The 17,207-nt window shown below is 60.9% G+C and carries 14 protein-coding genes; 7 read left to right on the top strand and 7 right to left on the bottom strand.

From position 1 onward, the window contains the following. Positions 1-4: 4 nt before the first annotated feature. Positions 5-1,213 carry a D-mannonate dehydratase ManD gene (manD, locus tag M0D66_RS34195; protein ID WP_211708317.1) on the bottom strand — a complete coding sequence of 403 codons (1,209 nt, stop codon included), beginning with the start codon at positions 1,211-1,213 and terminating at the stop codon, positions 5-7. A 226-nt stretch (positions 1,214-1,439) separates the two neighbouring features. Here manD and M0D66_RS34190 point away from each other — a divergent pair, with 226 nt between their 5' ends. Then, on the top strand, positions 1,440-2,930 hold the full coding sequence (locus M0D66_RS34190) for a mannitol dehydrogenase family protein (protein WP_211708316.1): 1,491 nt from the start codon (positions 1,440-1,442) through the stop codon (positions 2,928-2,930). 11 nt (positions 2,931-2,941) lie between these two features. Here the strand turns inward: M0D66_RS34190 and M0D66_RS34185 are convergent, their stop codons facing one another. Further along, on the bottom strand, positions 2,942-4,735 hold the full coding sequence (locus tag M0D66_RS34185) for a GGDEF domain-containing protein (RefSeq protein ID WP_093634792.1): 1,794 nt from the start codon (positions 4,733-4,735) through the stop codon (positions 2,942-2,944). After that, positions 4,735-5,883: a PotD/PotF family extracellular solute-binding protein gene (locus M0D66_RS34180; protein ID WP_266212633.1), complete on the bottom strand. Its 1,149-nt coding sequence runs from the start codon at positions 5,881-5,883 to the stop codon at positions 4,735-4,737. Before M0D66_RS34180 ends, M0D66_RS34185 begins: the two co-directional genes overlap by 1 nt. A gap of 690 nt (positions 5,884-6,573) precedes the next feature. Here M0D66_RS34180 and M0D66_RS34175 point away from each other — a divergent pair. Further along, positions 6,574-7,356, top strand: coding sequence for an ABC transporter substrate-binding protein (locus M0D66_RS34175; RefSeq protein WP_093634793.1), 783 nt, complete (start codon positions 6,574-6,576; stop codon positions 7,354-7,356). A 312-nt stretch (positions 7,357-7,668) separates the two neighbouring features. Further along, positions 7,669-8,784, top strand: a complete 1,116-nt coding sequence (locus M0D66_RS34170; RefSeq protein WP_211708921.1) for a succinylglutamate desuccinylase/aspartoacylase family protein — start codon at positions 7,669-7,671, stop codon at positions 8,782-8,784. Between the two features lie 159 nt (positions 8,785-8,943). Here the strand turns inward: M0D66_RS34170 and M0D66_RS34165 are convergent, their stop codons facing one another. Further along, positions 8,944-9,750 carry a MetQ/NlpA family ABC transporter substrate-binding protein gene (locus M0D66_RS34165; RefSeq protein WP_093634794.1) on the bottom strand — a complete coding sequence of 269 codons (807 nt, stop codon included), beginning with the start codon at positions 9,748-9,750 and terminating at the stop codon, positions 8,944-8,946. Positions 9,751-10,049: 299 nt separating this feature from the next. Between M0D66_RS34165 and M0D66_RS34160 the strand changes: the two genes are divergently transcribed. Beyond that, positions 10,050-11,192 (top strand): porin, encoded by a 1,143-nt coding sequence (locus M0D66_RS34160; protein ID WP_093634795.1) that lies wholly within the window; start codon positions 10,050-10,052, stop codon positions 11,190-11,192. 117 nt (positions 11,193-11,309) lie between these two features. Here the strand turns inward: M0D66_RS34160 and M0D66_RS34155 are convergent, their stop codons facing one another. Both M0D66_RS34155 and M0D66_RS34150 read right to left on the bottom strand, forming a co-directional pair. After that, the gene (locus M0D66_RS34155) at positions 11,310-11,633 is read right to left on the bottom strand and encodes a type II toxin-antitoxin system HicB family antitoxin (protein WP_200652609.1); all 324 of its coding nucleotides are present in this window, start codon (positions 11,631-11,633) and stop codon (positions 11,310-11,312) included. Then, on the bottom strand, positions 11,623-11,874 hold the full coding sequence (locus M0D66_RS34150) for a hypothetical protein (protein WP_063499892.1): 252 nt from the start codon (positions 11,872-11,874) through the stop codon (positions 11,623-11,625). Before M0D66_RS34150 ends, M0D66_RS34155 begins: the two co-directional genes overlap by 11 nt. 157 nt (positions 11,875-12,031) lie before the next feature. On the opposite strand from M0D66_RS34150, the gene M0D66_RS34145 reads away from it, so the two are divergent. The 3 genes from M0D66_RS34145 to M0D66_RS34135 all read left to right on the top strand — a co-directional run bounded on the left by M0D66_RS34145 (position 12,032) and on the right by M0D66_RS34135 (position 14,277). After that, positions 12,032-12,421 carry a DUF6232 family protein gene (locus tag M0D66_RS34145; protein ID WP_211700410.1) on the top strand — a complete coding sequence of 130 codons (390 nt, stop codon included), beginning with the start codon at positions 12,032-12,034 and terminating at the stop codon, positions 12,419-12,421. 149 nt (positions 12,422-12,570) lie between these two features. Continuing rightward, entirely contained in the window at positions 12,571-12,912 is a 342-nt protein-coding gene (locus tag M0D66_RS34140) for a hypothetical protein (RefSeq protein ID WP_211708922.1), read from the top strand. Positions 12,913-13,176: 264 nt separating this feature from the next. Continuing rightward, the gene (locus M0D66_RS34135; RefSeq protein ID WP_211708923.1) at positions 13,177-14,277 is read left to right on the top strand and encodes a hypothetical protein; all 1,101 of its coding nucleotides are present in this window, start codon (positions 13,177-13,179) and stop codon (positions 14,275-14,277) included. Between the two features lie 114 nt (positions 14,278-14,391). Here the strand turns inward: M0D66_RS34135 and M0D66_RS34130 are convergent, their stop codons facing one another. Further along, complete coding sequence (locus M0D66_RS34130; RefSeq protein WP_200621290.1) at positions 14,392-16,845, bottom strand: glycogen/starch/alpha-glucan phosphorylase; 2,454 nt, start codon at positions 16,843-16,845, stop codon at positions 14,392-14,394. Between the last annotated feature and the right edge of the window lie 362 nt (positions 16,846-17,207).

The following is a 17,207-nucleotide window of genomic DNA, read 5'->3' as shown; positions in this document are numbered from 1 at the left end:
CCGCTCACCAGTTCCACAGCGTTCCGTCTTCGAGACGTGCGACCGGCAGATACGCGGGGTCGTAGGGATACCGCGCGGCCGCTGCTTCGTCGATATCGACGCCGTGGCCCGGAGCCTCGCCGGGATGCATCATGCCGCGCTCGAAGCGCCATGCATGCGGGAATACGTCGAGCGCTTCAGGCGGAAAACCCATGTATTCCTGCACACCGAAATTCGGCACCCACAGATCGAAGTGCAGCGCCGCGCCCATGCACACCGGCGACAGATCCGACGGCCCGTGACAACCGGTTCGCACCTGGTAGAGCGAAGCAAAATCCGCAATGCGCCGCAGATGCGTAATGCCGCCTGCGTGCGTCAGGGTCGCGCGGATATAGTCGATCAACTGCTCCTCGATCAACTGTTTGCAATCCCAGATGCTGTTGAAAACTTCGCCGACGGCGATCGGCGTGACCGTATGCTCGCGAATCAGCCGGAAGCCGGCCTGGTTTTCCGCGGGCGTCGGATCTTCCATCCAGAACAGGCGATACGGCTCGACCGATTTGCCGAGACGCGCGGCTTCGATCGGTGTCAAGCGGTGGTGGACGTCATGCAGCAAATGCGTATCGAAGCCGAATTTGTCGCGCACGGCTTCGAAGAGTTTCGGCACGAAGTCGAGATACTTTTCCGACGACCAGCTCTGCTCCTCGACCGCGCCCTTGGTGGCCGGCTCGTACATGCCGCTGCCTTTCGACACGCCATACACCGAGCGCATATTCGGCACGCCGCATTGAATGCGGATCGCCTGATAGCCGGCTTCGATGTGTTCCGCGTAACGGTCGAGTGCCTCGGGAATATCGCGGCCGGTGGCGTGGCCGTACACCATCACGCCTTCGCGCGAGGCGCCGCCGAGCAGCTTGTACAGCGGCATGCCCGTTACTTTGCCGAGAATGTCCCACAGCGCCATATCCACTGCGGCGATCGCCGACATCGTGACAGGGCCGCGACGCCAGTACGCGCCTTTGTAGAGGTACTGCCAGGTGTCTTCGATGCGACCAGGATCGCGGCCGATCAGTAACGGGCACACGTGGTCTTTCAGATACGAAGCGACTGCGAGTTCGCGGCCGTTCAGCGTTGCATCGCCGATGCCGTATACGCCTTCGTCCGTGACGATTTTCAGTGTGACGAAATTGCGGCCCGGGCACGTGACGATCACGTCGGCGCGAACGATCTTCATGACTTCTTCCTTGCAGAGGCAAGTCGCGAACCGCGCACAACGGCGGCATACGACTGGCTGTTTTCATGTCGATTTTGGGCTCTGGTTGCAGTGGAAAATCGCACTCGTCAACCTGTCTCAAATCGTTTGAACGATGCTACCATACAAGTATAGCGACACGTCAAATCAGGGTTTTCCCGTTGAACGGCGTCGGTCTGAAGCCTTTCCGCAACCTGGAATTCGTCACATGATTTCTGTAGCCACCTTGCCTCGCCTCGTCCGCCAAGCACTGCCCACGCTGCAATCACATCTGCTGTCACCGCAATGGCAGGAGCCGCGCATCGGCATCGTTCATCTGGGGATCGGCAACTTCCATCGCGCGCATCAGGCCCTCTATACCGAAGAGGCCATGCTTGCCGCGGGTGGTGACTGGGGGATTTGCGGTGTCACGCTGCAAGGCGATGTCGGCAAGCGTGACGCGCTGATGGCGCAGCAAGGTTTGTATAGCGTGGTGGAACGCGGCCCGCATGGCGCCAAGGTGACCGTTGTGCGTGCACTGCGCGAAGTGCTGGCCATGCCGCACGATCGCGCCGCCCTGTTCGCGCGTCTCGCGGATCCGCTGGTACAGATCGTCTCACTGACCGTCACGGAAAAAGGCTATTGCCGCGACCCGAAAACCGGCGAGGTCGCGCTGGATGATCCCGCCGTTGCACACGATCTGGCCAACCCGCTCGAACCGCGTACCGTACCGGGCATCCTCGTCGCGGCATTGCGCGAGCGGCGCGACAGCGCGAGCGGCAAACCGTTCACGGTGCTCTCGTGCGACAACCTTTCCCATAACGGCGCCGCGCTGCGCCAGGTAGTCTGTTCGTTCGCGCGGCAACGCGATCCCGAGCTGGCCGACTGGATCGCCGCCCACGTTGCGTTTCCGTCGACGATGGTCGACCGCATCGTGCCGGCCACCACGGATGCCGAACGCGTCACCGTGGCCCACGCCATCGTTTATGAAGACACCGTACCGGTGCCCTGCGAGCCGTTCCGGCAGTGGGTCATTGAAGATCGTTTTGCGGGGGGACGTCCCGCATGGGAGGCAGTCGGCGCGCAACTCGTGGAGGATGTCACGCCGTTCGAACTGGCGAAGCTGCGCATGCTGAACGGCACGCATTCGACGCTGGCCTATCTGTCGATGCTCGGCGGCTTCGAGACGATCGATGCAGCGATCTCACACCCGCCCATGCGCAATCTCATCCACGCGATGATGACGGAAGAAATCGCACCGACGCTTACCATGCCCGCATCATTCGACCTGGCCGCCTATCGGGACGCACTGCTCGAGCGCTACACGAATCCGGCGCTGAAACATCGCTGCGCGCAGATCGCGATGGATGGCAGCCAGAAGATTCCACCCCGTCTGCTTGCAACGATTGCGGCGCGGATCGGCGCGGGTCAAGCGTTCACGCGTCTCGCGCTGGCGATAGCGGCCTGGATGATGTTTTTGTGCGGCCACGCGGACGACGGCACGCGTTACGAAATCAGCGATCCGCTGGCCGGCAGATTGAAGACGCTCGCAGCATCCGCGCAAGGTGAGCCGCAGGCGCTGATGGATGCGTTACTGACTGTGCGTGAAGTGTTTCCGGAAGATCTGGCCGCCCTGCCCGAGTTCAGAAAAACGCTTCGACACGCATTGCAGCTGCTTCACGAACACGGCGCACGGGGAGCCATCACAGCATTGCAATGAAATTCGGCGCTTCAGGCCGTCGGCTCCGCCTCACGGCCTTCCGTTGCCCCTTCGCTCTCCTGCTCACGCTTGCGCGCCGCCAGCACATCCTGGTAGCGCAGATAGCCACACCGTCCACCGGCTTTAGCTGCATACATCGCCGCATCGGCATGGAGCAGCAACTCCTCCACCGTGGCGCTATCCTCCGGAAACTGGCTGATACCGATGCTCGCGCCCACCGTCATGCTTTGTCCGTCGATCACGAGTTCTTCGTTCAACGCCCCCATGATGCGCGAGGCAATCCCCGGTGCGGCCTCCGCGGAGCGCGGCCCCTCGATCAACACGATGAACTCATCGCCGCCGAGGCGCGCGGCAACATCCGCCGTGCAAAGCACCTTCTTCAGCCGCTTCGCCACGGCGGCGAGCACCTTGTCGCCAATCGAATGGCCGAACTGGTCGTTGATCTGCTTGAAGCGGTCGAGGTCGACGAACAGCACGGCAAGCCCTTCCTGACGCCGTGTCGCTTCCTCGATCGCCGCCTCGAGCTTCTGCATGAACAACATGCGGTTCGGCAAGCCGGTCAGCCCGTCGTGTGTAGCGAGGTGCACGAGCTCACGTTGCTTGTTATGCAGCACATCCATTTGCGACTTGATTTCCCGGCGCAAACGATCGAAGCAGCGCGCGAGTACGCCGATCTCGTCGGTACGTTTGAGCGGCAGCGTTTCCATCGTGTGCTCGGCGAACAGATGCGTCGCCGCATACGCGAGGATGTGCAAAGGCTTGGTCAGGGCGCGCGCAAACAGAATCGCGAGGAACAGCGCCAGCACGCTGAATATCAGCACCATGCGAATGATTCTGTTACCCAGTTGGGTAGCGCCGGATAAGACATCCTCGAGCGGCTTGGCAAGGCCGATCACGATAAAACGGTTGCCTTCGGATGCGCCGAACGGTCTGCGCACGAAAGCAAGCACCTGGCCGGCCGCCTGCCCCGGCCGCACGAGACCGTTCAGCAGAACCTCGCTTTTTGACTGATCGAAGAGCGGCTTGGTGGCGGAAAAGCTGTCCTGCATCAGAACGCGGCGGCCCTTGTCGAAGCCGAACGTTTTCGAGGCATCCGGATGGACCAGGAAATCGCCCCATTCGTTGGCGAGATAGACCTGATAGTCGCTCGGCAAGTCGCTCTGCAAACGGTTGAGCAGTCCGGCCAGATCGATATCGATAATCACGACGCCCACTACCGCGCCACTCGCGTTCGCCACCGGTGTGCCGAGCCGCAGTGTCGGTTTGCCCTCAGCGGCATGCGCGCCATACTCGTGATTCACCGCGATCGGCGAAGTGTAAATGCGTCCGGGCGAGAACCCCAGCGTGTCGAACACATACGCAAACTGGCCTTTTTCCTGCAGGTTGTTCCCCTCAACCCGCACCAGGCCGTCCGCATCGCGGTCGAAACGGATCAGCTCGAGTCCGTAGTGCTTGCGGGCAATGAAACGAATCTGCAGGTACTCGGAGTGATGAACCATGAAGCTGGCATACACCTGCGCCAGCTGTTCGCGCTGCGCATTCGCGCCGACGCCGTTGTCGGTCTGCGCGACGTCCGCCAGAGACGGCAAACTCGCGAGCACCAGCGCGTCTGCGGCAACATCGTCGATCGCCACGGAAAAGCGCTGCCCCAACAACTCCGTTGAAGTGAGCAGGCTGCGTTCGGCTTCGTTCACGAGCATCGTACGGTTGGCACGATACGTGTAATAACCGGTCGCACCGGACGCGAGCACGCCAATGCACGCAAGCAGAATCGATAACTTGAATGTCAGGCCGGGGCGCATCATCAGAAACGCTCCGACCTGTCGCCGGACACGATTCTGCTCCACAGATCTTCGCGCCGCTGAATATCTTCCACCGGACCGATCCAGAGGATATGCGCCTTGTCGCCGTTCTCCGCCGGCGCCGTCAACGTGTTGGCGAGCCCCTGGCGTTGCGTCAGCAACGCACTGACGTCCGGTTCGAGCATGTAGTTGATCCACGCAAGCGCGAGCGGGCGATCCTTGGCGGAACGCGTCATCGACCAGCAGTCCAGCCAGGCGAGCACCCCTTCGTCGGGAATCACGTAGCCCACGTCGGCGCCGGCGCGGCGCAACGATTCAACCTGCTGGGTGCCATAGTTGCCGAACATCAGGGCAACTTTGTGCTGGATGAAGAACGCGGTCGCTTCTTCAGGCAACGTGTAATAGGTCAGCAGGTTGCGGCGCAGGTCGACGAGCTTGTGAGCGATCACGCGCATCTGCGTGGCGTCGAGCTGGAAGGGATGCGGATAGCCCAGCGCCAGCGCGGTGAACGAGAAATTATGCTGGGCGCTATTGAAGTCGAGCACCTTGCCGCGATAGCGCGGGTTCCACAATTCGCGCATCGAGCGCGGCGCAACGGCGATCTGCTTGCGGTCATAGATCAGCCCCATCGACGAGTACGTGAATGGAATGGCGTACACATTGCCTGCCGAGGTCAGCCCTTCGATCGCCGACAGCGCCTGAAACCGCGGCAACTGTTTTTTCGTATTCGGCAAACTGGCCAGATCGAGCGGCGCCAGCAGATTCGCGCGGGTATAGCGCTCGATTTCAGCAGTATTCGCTGCGAGCACATCGAACTGCGGCGTGCCCTGAGCATGCATCTGCGCCCATAGCGCCTCGTCGGAATCGACAAGCGTGACTTCGACCTTCGCGTTGTAGCGTGACTCGAAAGTCTTGACGACGTCAGCGTCCGCATAACCGGGCCATGCCAGCACACGCAGAACGTTGTCGGCGGCCACGACGGGTGCTGAAGACAAAAGGCTACAGCAGAAAGCGGCGTTTATCAGTAATGTCAAAAAAGCGGAAAACGCGCGGCCGCGCAGTGACTTCGCGCGTGCCGCTGCGACTGCAGTTCGGCTCCGGCGCGATGGTTTGAAACAGCGCATTTCGTCTGCCATCGAAATCGTGTGCATATACAACCGCTTAGCAGAAGGTCATTAAGACGAACGCAAACAGGCGCGCGGTATTTAATCGCGGGCGTAGTGCTCGATGACTTTGTTCAGACAGATACCGGTGCAACCGTACGCTGCAAAGGCAGCCGTGCGGAGCGTTGATCATAGCGCCAAGCAATGCATTTTTGGTTCCGGCCCCGCCTCAATCGAGAAAAAACAATTGGTCAGGTGTGATTTAACAAATACGCTCATCTGTATTTAACGGTTGTTCTCGCGAAATCTTTAACTTCGGCGACGCTCAATTGAAACAATCACGGTCGCGTAATAGTCTGCAATAACTGCTGGTAATAGCGCCATTCTGAATACTGGTTTTGCCGGCACAGCGCAAGGTGCGAAGCACGCCGGAAAAGCGCCGTGGGTAGCCAACTTCATTACGGCTCCTTTACGCGACAACAGGTAGCATCCCAAGGCCATGCAATTCGCATGACGACCCCGTCGAAACTCCACCACATTCAGGCTTTAGAAGCTATTCCCGTGCGCTATCCGGTGTTTCACTAGCTACCCAATCTTTTTGAACTGATAAGCTTGGCGCGCGCTGCTGGCCGCCCCGGCCGGCAGCTTCAACCCAAGCCCGGTCGTGAGTCGCGCCGGGCGTCCCGCAGCGGCACAACCGCATACGGGAGTATTCGAACTACACCGAGGAGTTAAACAGTGAAAAAACTGCTAGCGGCTTTGACGGTTGCTCTGCTTGCAACCGTCTCGATTGGCGCACACGCTAAAGATTGGTCGACAATCCGTTTCGGCGTTGACGCCAGCTACCCCCCGTTTGAGTCCAAGGGCTCCGACGGCAAGCTCGCGGGCTTCGACATCGACCTCGGCAATGAAATCTGCGCGCGCCTGAAGGCCAAGTGCGTGTGGGTCGAAAACGACTTCGACGGCATGATCCCGGCCCTGAAGGCGAAGAAGTTCGACGGCGTGCTGTCGTCGATGTCCATGACGCCGCAACGCGCTGAGCAGATCGCCTTCTCGTCGAAGCTGTTCAACACGCCGACGCGCCTCGTCGCGAAGAAGGGTTCGGGCATCCTGCCGACCGCCGATTCGCTCAAGGGCAAGACGGTTGGTGTCGAGCAAGGCACGATCCAGGAAACCTACGCGAAGACGTACTGGGAAGCGAAGGGCACGAAGGTTGTGCCGTATCAGAACCAGGACCAGGTCTATGCCGACTTGCTGTCGGGCCGTCTGGACGCAGCGCTGCAAGACGCAGTGCAAGCTGAGATCGGCTTCCTGAAGACGCCGCGCGGCGCGGGCTTCGACTTCGTCGGCAAGGACCTCGACGATCCGAAGATCCTCGGCAACGGCGCAGGCATCGGCATGCGCAAGGAAGACACCGATCTGAAGGCGAAGGTCGACAAGGCGATTGCCGACATCATCAAGGACGGTACGTACAAGAAGCTCGAGAAGAAGTACTTCGACTTCGACGTGTACGGCAGCTAAGCCAGTCACGCGCGCCTGACGGCGCGCTTGCCGGCTTGCAGAAAACGGGCTCCGCATCACGCGGAGCCCGTTTCGTTTGCGGGGCCGCTTTGCCGCGCCGCCCGGACTGTGATCGAACCGGATAGGCCGGCCCGCGTGCCACGCGCGATCCAAACGGCGCCGCCTAAGACCACGCGCCGCGTCATATCGGCTAAGATCGTGCGCTAGAGGCGCTGCGAACCCGCCCGCCAATGACCGACATTTAAACACCCTTTCCCCTTGTAATCAACGACATAGCGCGGCGCGCCCCAGATGCCCGCGGATTTGAAAACCATGCAAACCCAAACCCATCCGCTGATTGCCCCGACGCTCGGCACCGCCCGTAATCTGACGAGTTTTCACTATGGTCCCGGCGGCGGGCAGAAGATTTACATCCAGTCGTCGCTGCATGCCGACGAGTTGCCTGGCATGCTGGTTTCGTGGGCGTTGCGCCGCAAGCTCGCCGCGCTAGAAGCCGCCGGCAAGGTGCGCGGCGAAGTCGTGATCGTGCCGGTGGCCAATCCGATCGGTCTGAATCAGCACTTTCTCGGCCATCTGACGGGCCGCTTCGAAACCAACAGCGCGCAGAACTTCAACCGCAATTTCTACGAATTGTCGGCGCTGATTCAGCCCGGCATCGAAGCGCGCCTGACCGACAACATCGACGCCAATCGCACGGCGATCCGCGCCGCGATGCGCGAAGCGCTCGACGCGCAGGGGCCGGTCACCGAACTCGAATCGCAACGTCTGGCGCTGCAAAAGCTCTCGTATGACGCCGATGTCGTGCTCGATCTGCACTGCGACTGGGACGCCGCGATGCACATCTACACGAACCCGGACCTGTGGCCGGAAGTCGAGCCGCTTGCCTGCTATCTGGACGCCAAGGCGTCGCTGCTGGCGCTGAATTCGGTCGGTAATCCGTTCGACGAAATCCACAGCTTCTGCTGGTCGGATCTGCGCGGCCGCTACGGCGACCGTTTCCCGATTCCGAACGGCTCGGTCTCGGTCACGATCGAACTGCGCGGTCAACGCGACGTGTCGTACGAGTACGCCGAGCGCGACGCTCAGGCGATCATCGAGTACCTGACCTCGCGTGGCGTGATCGACGGCACGGCCGCTCCGCTGCCCGCGCTCGAATTCGCCGCCACGCCGCTGGCCGGCGCCGAGCCGATCGTCGCGCCGATCAGCGGTGTGCTCGTGTATCGCTGCGAAGTCGGTACCTGGGTCGATATCGGCCATGAGATCGCCGATATCGTCGATCCGTTGACCGATCGCGTCGTCACGCTGAAGAGCACCGTAGCCGGTGTGCTGTATGCGCGGCATTTGACGCGCTTCGCGACGGCCGGGCTGGAATTCGCACGCATTGCCGGTGCGAAGGCGTTCAGAAGCGGATCGTTGTTGAGCAACTAACTAAGGAACAATTGAAGCCGCGCTTTCGCAGGATTCATCTGTAAAAGTTGCGCCTGCAAAGCAAAACGCCCGCTATTTCAGCGGGCGTTCTGCGTTTACGGGTCTGTTGCAAAAGAGCGGATTACTCAAAGGCGACCGGAAAGCCGCCTGTAAAACCGCTCAGAAAGCCGGAATGATCGCGCCTTTGAACTGCGTGTCGATGTATTTGCGCACTTCATCCGACTCATACGCCGCGACCAGCTTCTTGACCCACGGCTTGTCACGATCCTGCGCGCGCACGGCGATCAGATTCGCGTACGGACCTTTGAGGTCCTCGATTGCGATCGCGTCCTTCGTCGGCTGCAAGCCGGCCTTCACCGCGTAGTCCGTGTTGATCGACGCCGCGTCGAGGTCGTCGAGCGAGCGCGGCAATTGCGCGGCGTCGAGTTCCACCAGCTTGATCTTCTTCGGATTCTCGGCGACATCGAGCGGCGTGGCGTTGACGCCGTTCGTGCCGACGCCCGGCTTCAGCTTGATCACGCCGTACTTCTGCAACAGCAGCAGCGCGCGGTTGCCATTCGACGGATCGTTCTGGATGCCGACCTTCGCGCCTTCCGGCAAGTCCTTGAGCGACTTGAGCTTTTTCGAATAGAAGCCCATCGGCGACACATAGGTCAGGCCGACGTTGACGATCTTGTAGCCGCGCTGCTTGATCTGGCTATCGAGAAACGGCTGGTGCTGGAAACCGTTGGCGTCGAGGTCGCCGGCGTCAAGTGCCGCGTTCGGCTGCACGTAGTCGTTGAATTCGATGACCTTCACATTCAGCCCTTCGCGCGCCGCCACCTTGGTCACGACCGACCAGATTTGTGCGTCCGGGCCGCTCATCGTGCCGATCTTCAGTTGTTTGTCGTCGGCGTGCGCAAACGTTGCCGTCAGCGAAACGGCGGCGATAGCGAGCAGATTCTGGATGATTTTCCGGCGTTGCATGCATTTCCCCACAAGCGATTTTGATTGGCAGGTGCGGATCCTCGCATGCAGCAAATGCCCCTGAAAACCAATCGTTTTTCACACGCTTATATGCACGATCTGGAAAAAGCTTATGCGCGACGTGCCTTGCTCGATTTCAACTGGCAATGCTATGTGAGTGTCGCGCCAGCGCGACAGATTACAAAAATAAGCAAAGCTGTCACATACCTTACTCTGCATTCCCTTAAATTTCGCTCCATCTCACGACCTTACCTAAGAGTACGGCGTGGTGATCGCTTAATTTTTAATCGGAGAAAGTCTTGAACAAGAAAGTATTGGCCGCCGCTACGCTCGCCGTCTTCGCCACCGCCGCACACGCACAAAGCAGCGTCACGCTGTATGGCTTGATCGATGCCGGTTTCACCTATGTCAACCATGCTGGCCCTCAAGCCCAGAAGCTTTATCAATACGGCGACGGTGTCGCCCAAGCCAGCCGTTGGGGCCTGCGCGGTACGGAAGACCTCGGCAATGGCCTGAAGGCGCTGTTCACGTTGGAAAACGGCTTTAACTCCGGCACCGGCGCGCTCGGCCAGGGCAGCTCGCTGTTCGGCCGTCAGGCATACGTCGGTCTGTCGCAGAACGGCATCGGCACGCTCACGTTCGGTCGCCAATACTCGTTCTCGACGGACTTCCTGGGTGGCGTGTACAGCAACGGCAGCCAGACCGTCGCGGGTAACTACGGCTATCACATCAACGACGTCGACCAGCTCACGTCGAGCCGCGTCAGCAATGCGGTCAAGTTCACCAGCGCGAACTTCGCGGGCCTGACCTTCGGCGGTATGTACGGCTTCTCGAACCAGGCTGGTGCATTTGCTGGCGCGCCGGGCGCAACCGGTTCGTCGTCGGTGTACAGCTTTGGCGTGAACTACGCGAACGGCCCGTTCGGCATCGGCGCTGCATACACGGACATCCGCTACCCGGGTTCGGCATCGCCGACCACCTTCTCGACGACGCTCGCAAACTCGGCGATCAGCGGTACGGCTAAGGACCTGTCCACGGTCGGCGTTGGCACCAAGTACTCGATCGGCGCGGCAACGATGTGGGCTCTCTGGACGCACACGAACATCGAACAGATCACCGGTCACATGACGACGTTCAATGCGTACGAAGCAGGCGGCAAGTACGCCTTCACGCCGGCACTGACGGGCGCGCTGGGCTACACGTACATGCAGTCGAAGGACCAGACCAACGGCCACTGGAACCAGATCGACGCCAGCGTCGACTACGCATTGAGCAAGCGCACCGACGTGTACCTGCTGGGCGTTTATCAGGCAGCTGCGGGCAAGACGTCGAAGAATACCGGCCTGCAAGCGCAGATCGGCTCCAGCACGAGCAGCTTCCTGCCGGTGGCAGGCGCAAGCACGCAACTGGCAGTTCGCGCAGGCCTGCGTCACAAGTTCTAAGCGAGTTTTACCTGGTCGGCGAGGAGCGCAAGTTCCTTGCTGTCCTGAGGTTCTGGAAAACGCCCTGCGGGGCGTTTTTCTTTTGGGGGAGCGGTTTTCGCGTGCCCACGTCGACACTTATGCCGCGAGCTTCATACTCACCAGCCGATTCAGACTGACGCCCTGTTCAGCCGCTTGCATTGCGAGCGCGCGATGCTGCTGCGGCGGGATCCGAACTCTAAACTCGCCGCTGTAGCGCTTCTCGGCCAATGGTTCCGGTACCGCCTCCCCGCCTTCCTGCATATCTGCGACTGCTTCGGCGACCGCAGCGCGAATTCCCTTCAACGCGGCATCCGGCGTGCGCGCAAGCCACGACAAGGACGGAAACTCCGCGCACAAGCCGACATGTTCGCCGTCCTCGGGCGACCAGGTAACGCGATAGGTGTAGTGATCAGCGGGCATGTTGACTCTCCGTAAGCTTTTCTATGGCTTGTAATACCTGACGTACCTGGTACGCCTTGGCTTTGCCGTTATCGTTTTGAATGTTGACGCGAGGATCTCCCGGCCATGGGGTTTTGAACACTGCGTGGCTCGTGCCCGAGCGGCGTGGTTCGCCAAAATATTGCGTGCATACCTTGAGCAACGCCGAAAAGCGGACGTTGGTCGGCTCACGGCGCATCTGGCCAAGAATTTTCTCCGTCATGAATCAATGGTGCCATTAGTGATACCATTTTTCAAGCTTCTGGCCAAAGTGTCACACTGATCAAATCCGCCAGCAGCGTCTTCCTCCCCCCGCCACTTCCAGCGCTGCCGCCGCATCTGGTACGCTGCGCCCTTTGCTACCGCTTGCATTGGACTCGATGGAAACCCCTTTCAACGACCGCGGCGTGTCGGTCACGCGTAACGCACTCTCGTCGGCCGGCCAGGTCTTTCCGCTGCGCGACATCGTCGACGTGCAAGTCGTCACCGTGCAGAAGAACAAGGCCCTGCCCCGTGCGATCTCGTTGCTTGGACTCGTGGGCGCTGTTGTCGGCGGGATATTGCGCTCGCCGGTCGGCATGGTGTGCGGCACGATGCTGGTCGTGGTTGGCTGGCTTACGTGGGCGACCCAGGACATCACGCATCGTCTGATGGTGCAGACCGCGAATGGTCTGCGTGAGGCGCTCATGAGCACCGATCGCGAGTTCGTCGAGCGCGTTGCCGCAGCCGTGCACGAAGCGAAGAGCGTCGCTGTAGCGCCCAAGGCCTGAGCAGCCGCCGTCCGATATACGCGAGGCGCGGCGCGTTAACACAAAATTGATTCGCGACGCGGCAGCTTTTGCGCGTCGTTGAGGCGCGCGTCGTTAGAGTGGTTGGGTGTCAACAACGCGCGCCGCCTCGCCGAATCGGCGCAACCACGATGCTCACGTCAGTTGCAACGTCTGAAGTCCCCATCCCGCGCGCACCGCGCGAATCACGTCTTCCCCGCCGCACGCATGTCGTCGTTCCGCTCGTCATCATTGACGTCACTGTGCCCGGCACCTCGTCGGCACACGGGCGGCGCGCGTTGCATACCGCCCTCGGCGACGATTTGCGCCTCTACGTTGTTACCGTCGACCAGCAACACGAGCGCGTAACCTTCCGTGTCGAAGTCACCTCGCGCACCCTCGACGACGTGATCGGCCTGCTGACAAGCGCTCTCGACCGCGCCACGCTCGGCCGCGCGCAAACCACCGTAATCCGCCGTCCGCGCAACTATTGACATAGATCAACGCTTGCACGGGCGACTTGCTAGCCGTCCCCCAAACCTTTACACATCTTTGCAAATGCCCGCGGGTGGCCGTGTAGAGTCGCCGCTCCTGTTATCGCGTGTTCCCTCCCGCAGGCCGCCGCAAGCGTTCCGGTTTCCCCGCCCACGCCGCGGCAATCCAGTGAGATTGCCGCCAGTGCTGTTCGAGTTGTCCAACCCGCAGCCCACGATGCATCGCCTTCGCCAGGGACCCGCCTTTTTGCAAAGCGTGATCCTATGTTCCTGTCGTCTCTCGATGCCGCGCGCCGGCATGCCGCCTCTCATCTTTCTCCATTTCGTCGCTCAGCTTCGGCGGCACTGCTTGCAGCCGGCGCGTTCTCCGCGCTAACCGGCTGCTCCGTCACCTTCCCCACCCCCACGCCGCCAGCCCCCAATGCCGCGCTGATCAACGGCGGCAACGATGGCCTGCTGATTCCGCTGCACGTGGAGCGTGCCGACGAAGACCACGCGCGCCTCGGTCTGCCGGTTCAACTCGACGGCAAGCCGGTTTACATGGCGCTCGACACGGGTACGCAAGGCACGCGGGTGTTGAAGTCGGTGCTGCCCGGTTCGGGCTACACAAGCGCCGGCGGCGTGACATCGTTGTCGTTCGCGAACGGCGTGGAGGTGCTCGGCTCGGCCGTGAAGGTGCCGTTCAGCCTCGCCGGCACCACCCCGACGCCGATTGCCGCGCAAGCGGTGGACGTCGTGCGTTGCTTGCCGAACGCGCGCAAGTGCGTCGGGATGGACGGCTACACCGGCGAATTCGGCTGGGCATTTTCCGGCATCGTGGGCGTCGGCGCCGCGCAGCCCGACGACAACAGCTACACGCAACCGTTGCGCGCATTGCCCGGCAACATCGGTCAACGCTATCTGGTGCACGCGAACTTCGCAAAGCCGTACATGGTGTTGAGCCCCTCGAGCACCATCACCAAAAACTACACGATGGTGCCAATGACAATGTCGAGAGACGGCACGGCGCAATGGCCACGAGGCTGTGTGAACGTGGCTGACAAGATGACCTTCTGCGCGCCGCTGGTGTTCGCAACCGGCAGCACCGGCATGATCCGCCTCGAAATGGACAAGGCGCCCAACTGGACCGGTGACGGCGATGTCGGCAACGTGCTCGATCAGGGTAACTACGAGACGGCCATCGGCACTGGATCGTGGGTGCACCGTTACGAGAAGGCGCAAGTCACGATCGTCAAGGCGAAGCCGGACGCTAACCGCATCGTGGTCGGTTTGATGGCCATGCAGAACATCGACGTGTTATTCGATTTCCCGCGTGGGCAGTTCGGTTTGTATGCCGCGCAAGAGAGCGAACGATTCGCCCCGTGATAGTCATCGATCGATAAAGAAAGGCCGTGCGAAAAATTTCGCACGGCCTTTTTCATTTGAGCAAGCGCCATACACAAACGTGCCTGCGTCACTCCACCCCGTCACTCCACCGCGTCACTCCATACTGAGCGGATTCACGTGCCAGATATTGCGCGCATATTCGCCGATCGTGCGGTCCGACGAAAACTGCCCCATGCCCGCGACGTTCTCGATCGCGCTCTCGGTCCACGCCCGCCGGTCGACGAAACGCGCATCCACTTCGTCCTGCGCTTTCGCAAACGCAGCGAAATCGGCGAGCACCATATAGTGATCGCCCCAATCCACCAACGTGTGGAAAATGTCCGAGAAACGCAGCGGATCATCCGGTGAGAAGTAACCCGTGCGAATCTGGTCGAGCGCCATGCGCAGTTCCGGATTCTCCTCGTAGACTTGCCGCGGCCGGTAGCCAGTGGCGCGCAGGTTGTCCACTTCATCAGCGGTATGGCCGAAGATGAAAATGTTGTCGCGTCCCACCGCGTCGCAGATCTCGATGTTCGCGCCGTCCATCGTGCCGATCGTCAACGCGCCGTTCAACGCGAGCTTCATGTTGCCGGTGCCTGACGCTTCGGTGCCGGCCATCGAAATCTGCTCGGAGAGATCAGCCGCTGGAATGATCAACTCGGCCACGCTCACGCCGTAGTTCGGCACGAACACCACCTTGAGGCGATCGCCGATCAACGGATCGTGATTCACCTTCTCGCTGACATCGCCGATCAGCTTGATGATCGTCTTCGCCATGCGATACGCGGACGCCGCCTTGCCGGCGAACATCACCACGCGCGGCACCCAATCGCGCTCCGGATTCGCGCGAATCTGGTTGTAGCGCACGATCACGTGCAACACGTTCAGCAACTGCCGCTTGTATTCGTGAATACGCTTGACCTGAAGATCGAACAACGCATCGGGATCAAAGTGCAGTTTGGTGTGATGCGCAAGCCGCTGCACGAGCCGCAGTTTGTTCTGCCGCTTCGCTTCATGAAAGGCGTCGATGAACGCGCTGTCGTTGCGCAGACTGCGCAGTTGCTCCAGCTCGAACAGATTGCTGCGCCAATGCTTGCCGATCTGCTGATCGATCAGCGACGAGAGCGACGGACTCGCCTGCGCCAGCCAGCGCCGCGGCGTGATGCCGTTGGTGACGTTGGTGAAGCGGTCCGGATAGATGCGCGCAAAGTCGGAGAAAATATCGCGCGTCATCAGTTGCGAATGCAACTTCGATACACCATTCACCTTGTGACTCGCGACGATCGCCAGATACGCCATCCGCACGCGACGCTGGCCATATTCGTCGACCAGCGAAATGCGGCGGATCATCTCGCCGTCGTGTCCCGATTGCTCGCTGACATGCTTGAGAAAGCCCGCATTGATCTCGAAGATGATCTCCAGATGCCGCGGCAAAAGACGCGCAAGCATCTCGACATCCCACGTTTCGAGCGCTTCGGGCATCAAGGTGTGGTTCGTGTACGAGAAAATTTTCGTGACGTGATGCCACGCCTTGTCCCACGGCTGATGATGAACATCCACCAGCAAGCGCATCAGTTCCGGAATCGCCAGAACCGGGTGCGTGTCGTTCAAATGCACCGCCACCTTTTCGGAGAAGCGCCCAAACGTGCTGTGCGTGCGCTGATAGCGGCGAATCAGATCCTGCATGGTCGCCGAGACGAAGAAGTATTCCTGCCGCAGCCGTAGTTCGCGGCCGGCCGGCGTCGAGTCGTCCGGATACAGCAGGCGCGAGACGTTCTCCGACATGTTCTTCGTATCGACCGCGTTGCGGTAGTCGCCACGATTGAACGCACCGAGATCGAGTTCTTCGGTGGCGCGCGCCGACCATAGGCGCAGCGTATTGGTCGCGTCTGTCGCGTAGCCTGGAATGACGGTGTCATACGCGGTGGCGTTCACATGCTCGGTGTCGATCCACTCCACATGCTCGCCGCGCTGCACCGTGCGGCCGCCGAAGTGCACCATGTACTTGATCTCGGGCCGCGGAAACTCCCACGGATTGCCCGCGCGCAGCCAGTAGTCCGGCGCTTCGACCTGCTCGCCGTCGACGATCTCCTGACGGAACATGCCGTATTCGTAACGGATACCGTAGCCGAAACCCGGAATGCCGAGCGTCGCCATCGAATCGAGAAAACAGGCGGCGAGCCGCCCGAGGCCGCCGTTACCGAGGGCCGCGTCCGGTTCGATATTGACCAGCATGTCCATATCGACGCCGAGATCCGCGAGCGCTTCCTTCACCTGATCGTGGATGCCGAGCGCCAGCAACGCGTTCGTAAACGTGCGGCCGATCAGGAATTCCATCGACAGGTAGTAGACGCGCTTGACGTCCTGTTCGTACTGCAGGCGCGTGGTCTTCATCCAGCGCGCGACCAGCCGGTCGCGCACGGCGAGCGCCGCGGCGTGCAGCCAGTCATGTGGATGAGCGGTGACGGCGTCCTTGCCGACGCCGTACATCATGCGATTGGAAATTGAGCGCCGTAGCGCGTCGACGGTACTGTTGAGCTGGTCGAATTCCAGATCGACGGCTGTCATCGAGGCCTCCGGGGAAAAAACGACGCGACATACGCGAACCGCATAGATGACGGACGGGAGGCGCGTGTCGGTCAGGCGGGTTAGCAAACAGAGTACGACATTTTACGGCGCAGGAACACCGCCGAGCGCGAGCGGGTGCTCATGCACATGCCATGCCCGCCGACATACGGGGCTTCACGCATTTCACACGCATTCCGCGCACGCACGCGGTGCAAAGGCAGCCTGTGCGCGGCACTGGGTGCGTGCATCGGCCCGCAAAACAGGCAAACGATATCAAGCGATGAAAGCCGACTGCATGGGAGAGAGGCAGCACGATTATCTTTTTCGACGTGTGACGTGCCGATGAATGCGTTGACCGGTTC

Origin of the sequence: Paraburkholderia sp. SECH2, from assembly GCF_030464795.1 — a bacterium.
In the GTDB taxonomy this organism is placed as follows: Bacteria; Pseudomonadota; Gammaproteobacteria; order Burkholderiales; family Burkholderiaceae; genus Paraburkholderia; species Paraburkholderia aspalathi.
This window is presented reverse-complemented; position numbering and strand designations above follow the sequence as displayed.

Excerpts from the sequence above, each read along its gene's own strand:
- manD (WP_211708317.1), bottom strand. The coding sequence starts at position 1,213 with ATGAAGATCGTTCGCGCCGACGTGATCGTCACGTGCCCGGGCCGCAAT.
- M0D66_RS34190 (WP_211708316.1), top strand. The coding sequence starts at position 1,440 with ATGATTTCTGTAGCCACCTTGCCTCGCCTCGTCCGCCAAGCACTGCCC.
- M0D66_RS34185 (WP_093634792.1), bottom strand. The coding sequence starts at position 4,735 with ATGATGCGCCCCGGCCTGACATTCAAGTTATCGATTCTGCTTGCGTGC.
- M0D66_RS34180 (WP_266212633.1), bottom strand. The coding sequence starts at position 5,883 with ATGCACACGATTTCGATGGCAGACGAAATGCGCTGTTTCAAACCATCG.
- M0D66_RS34170 (WP_211708921.1), top strand. The coding sequence starts at position 7,669 with ATGCAAACCCAAACCCATCCGCTGATTGCCCCGACGCTCGGCACCGCC.
- M0D66_RS34165 (WP_093634794.1), bottom strand. The coding sequence starts at position 9,750 with ATGCAACGCCGGAAAATCATCCAGAATCTGCTCGCTATCGCCGCCGTT.
- M0D66_RS34155 (WP_200652609.1), bottom strand. The coding sequence starts at position 11,633 with ATGCCCGCTGATCACTACACCTATCGCGTTACCTGGTCGCCCGAGGAC.
- M0D66_RS34150 (WP_063499892.1), bottom strand. The coding sequence starts at position 11,874 with ATGACGGAGAAAATTCTTGGCCAGATGCGCCGTGAGCCGACCAACGTC.
- M0D66_RS34145 (WP_211700410.1), top strand. The coding sequence starts at position 12,032 with ATGGAAACCCCTTTCAACGACCGCGGCGTGTCGGTCACGCGTAACGCA.
- M0D66_RS34140 (WP_211708922.1), top strand. The coding sequence starts at position 12,571 with ATGCTCACGTCAGTTGCAACGTCTGAAGTCCCCATCCCGCGCGCACCG.
- M0D66_RS34135 (WP_211708923.1), top strand. The coding sequence starts at position 13,177 with ATGTTCCTGTCGTCTCTCGATGCCGCGCGCCGGCATGCCGCCTCTCAT.
- M0D66_RS34130 (WP_200621290.1), bottom strand. The coding sequence starts at position 16,845 with ATGACAGCCGTCGATCTGGAATTCGACCAGCTCAACAGTACCGTCGAC.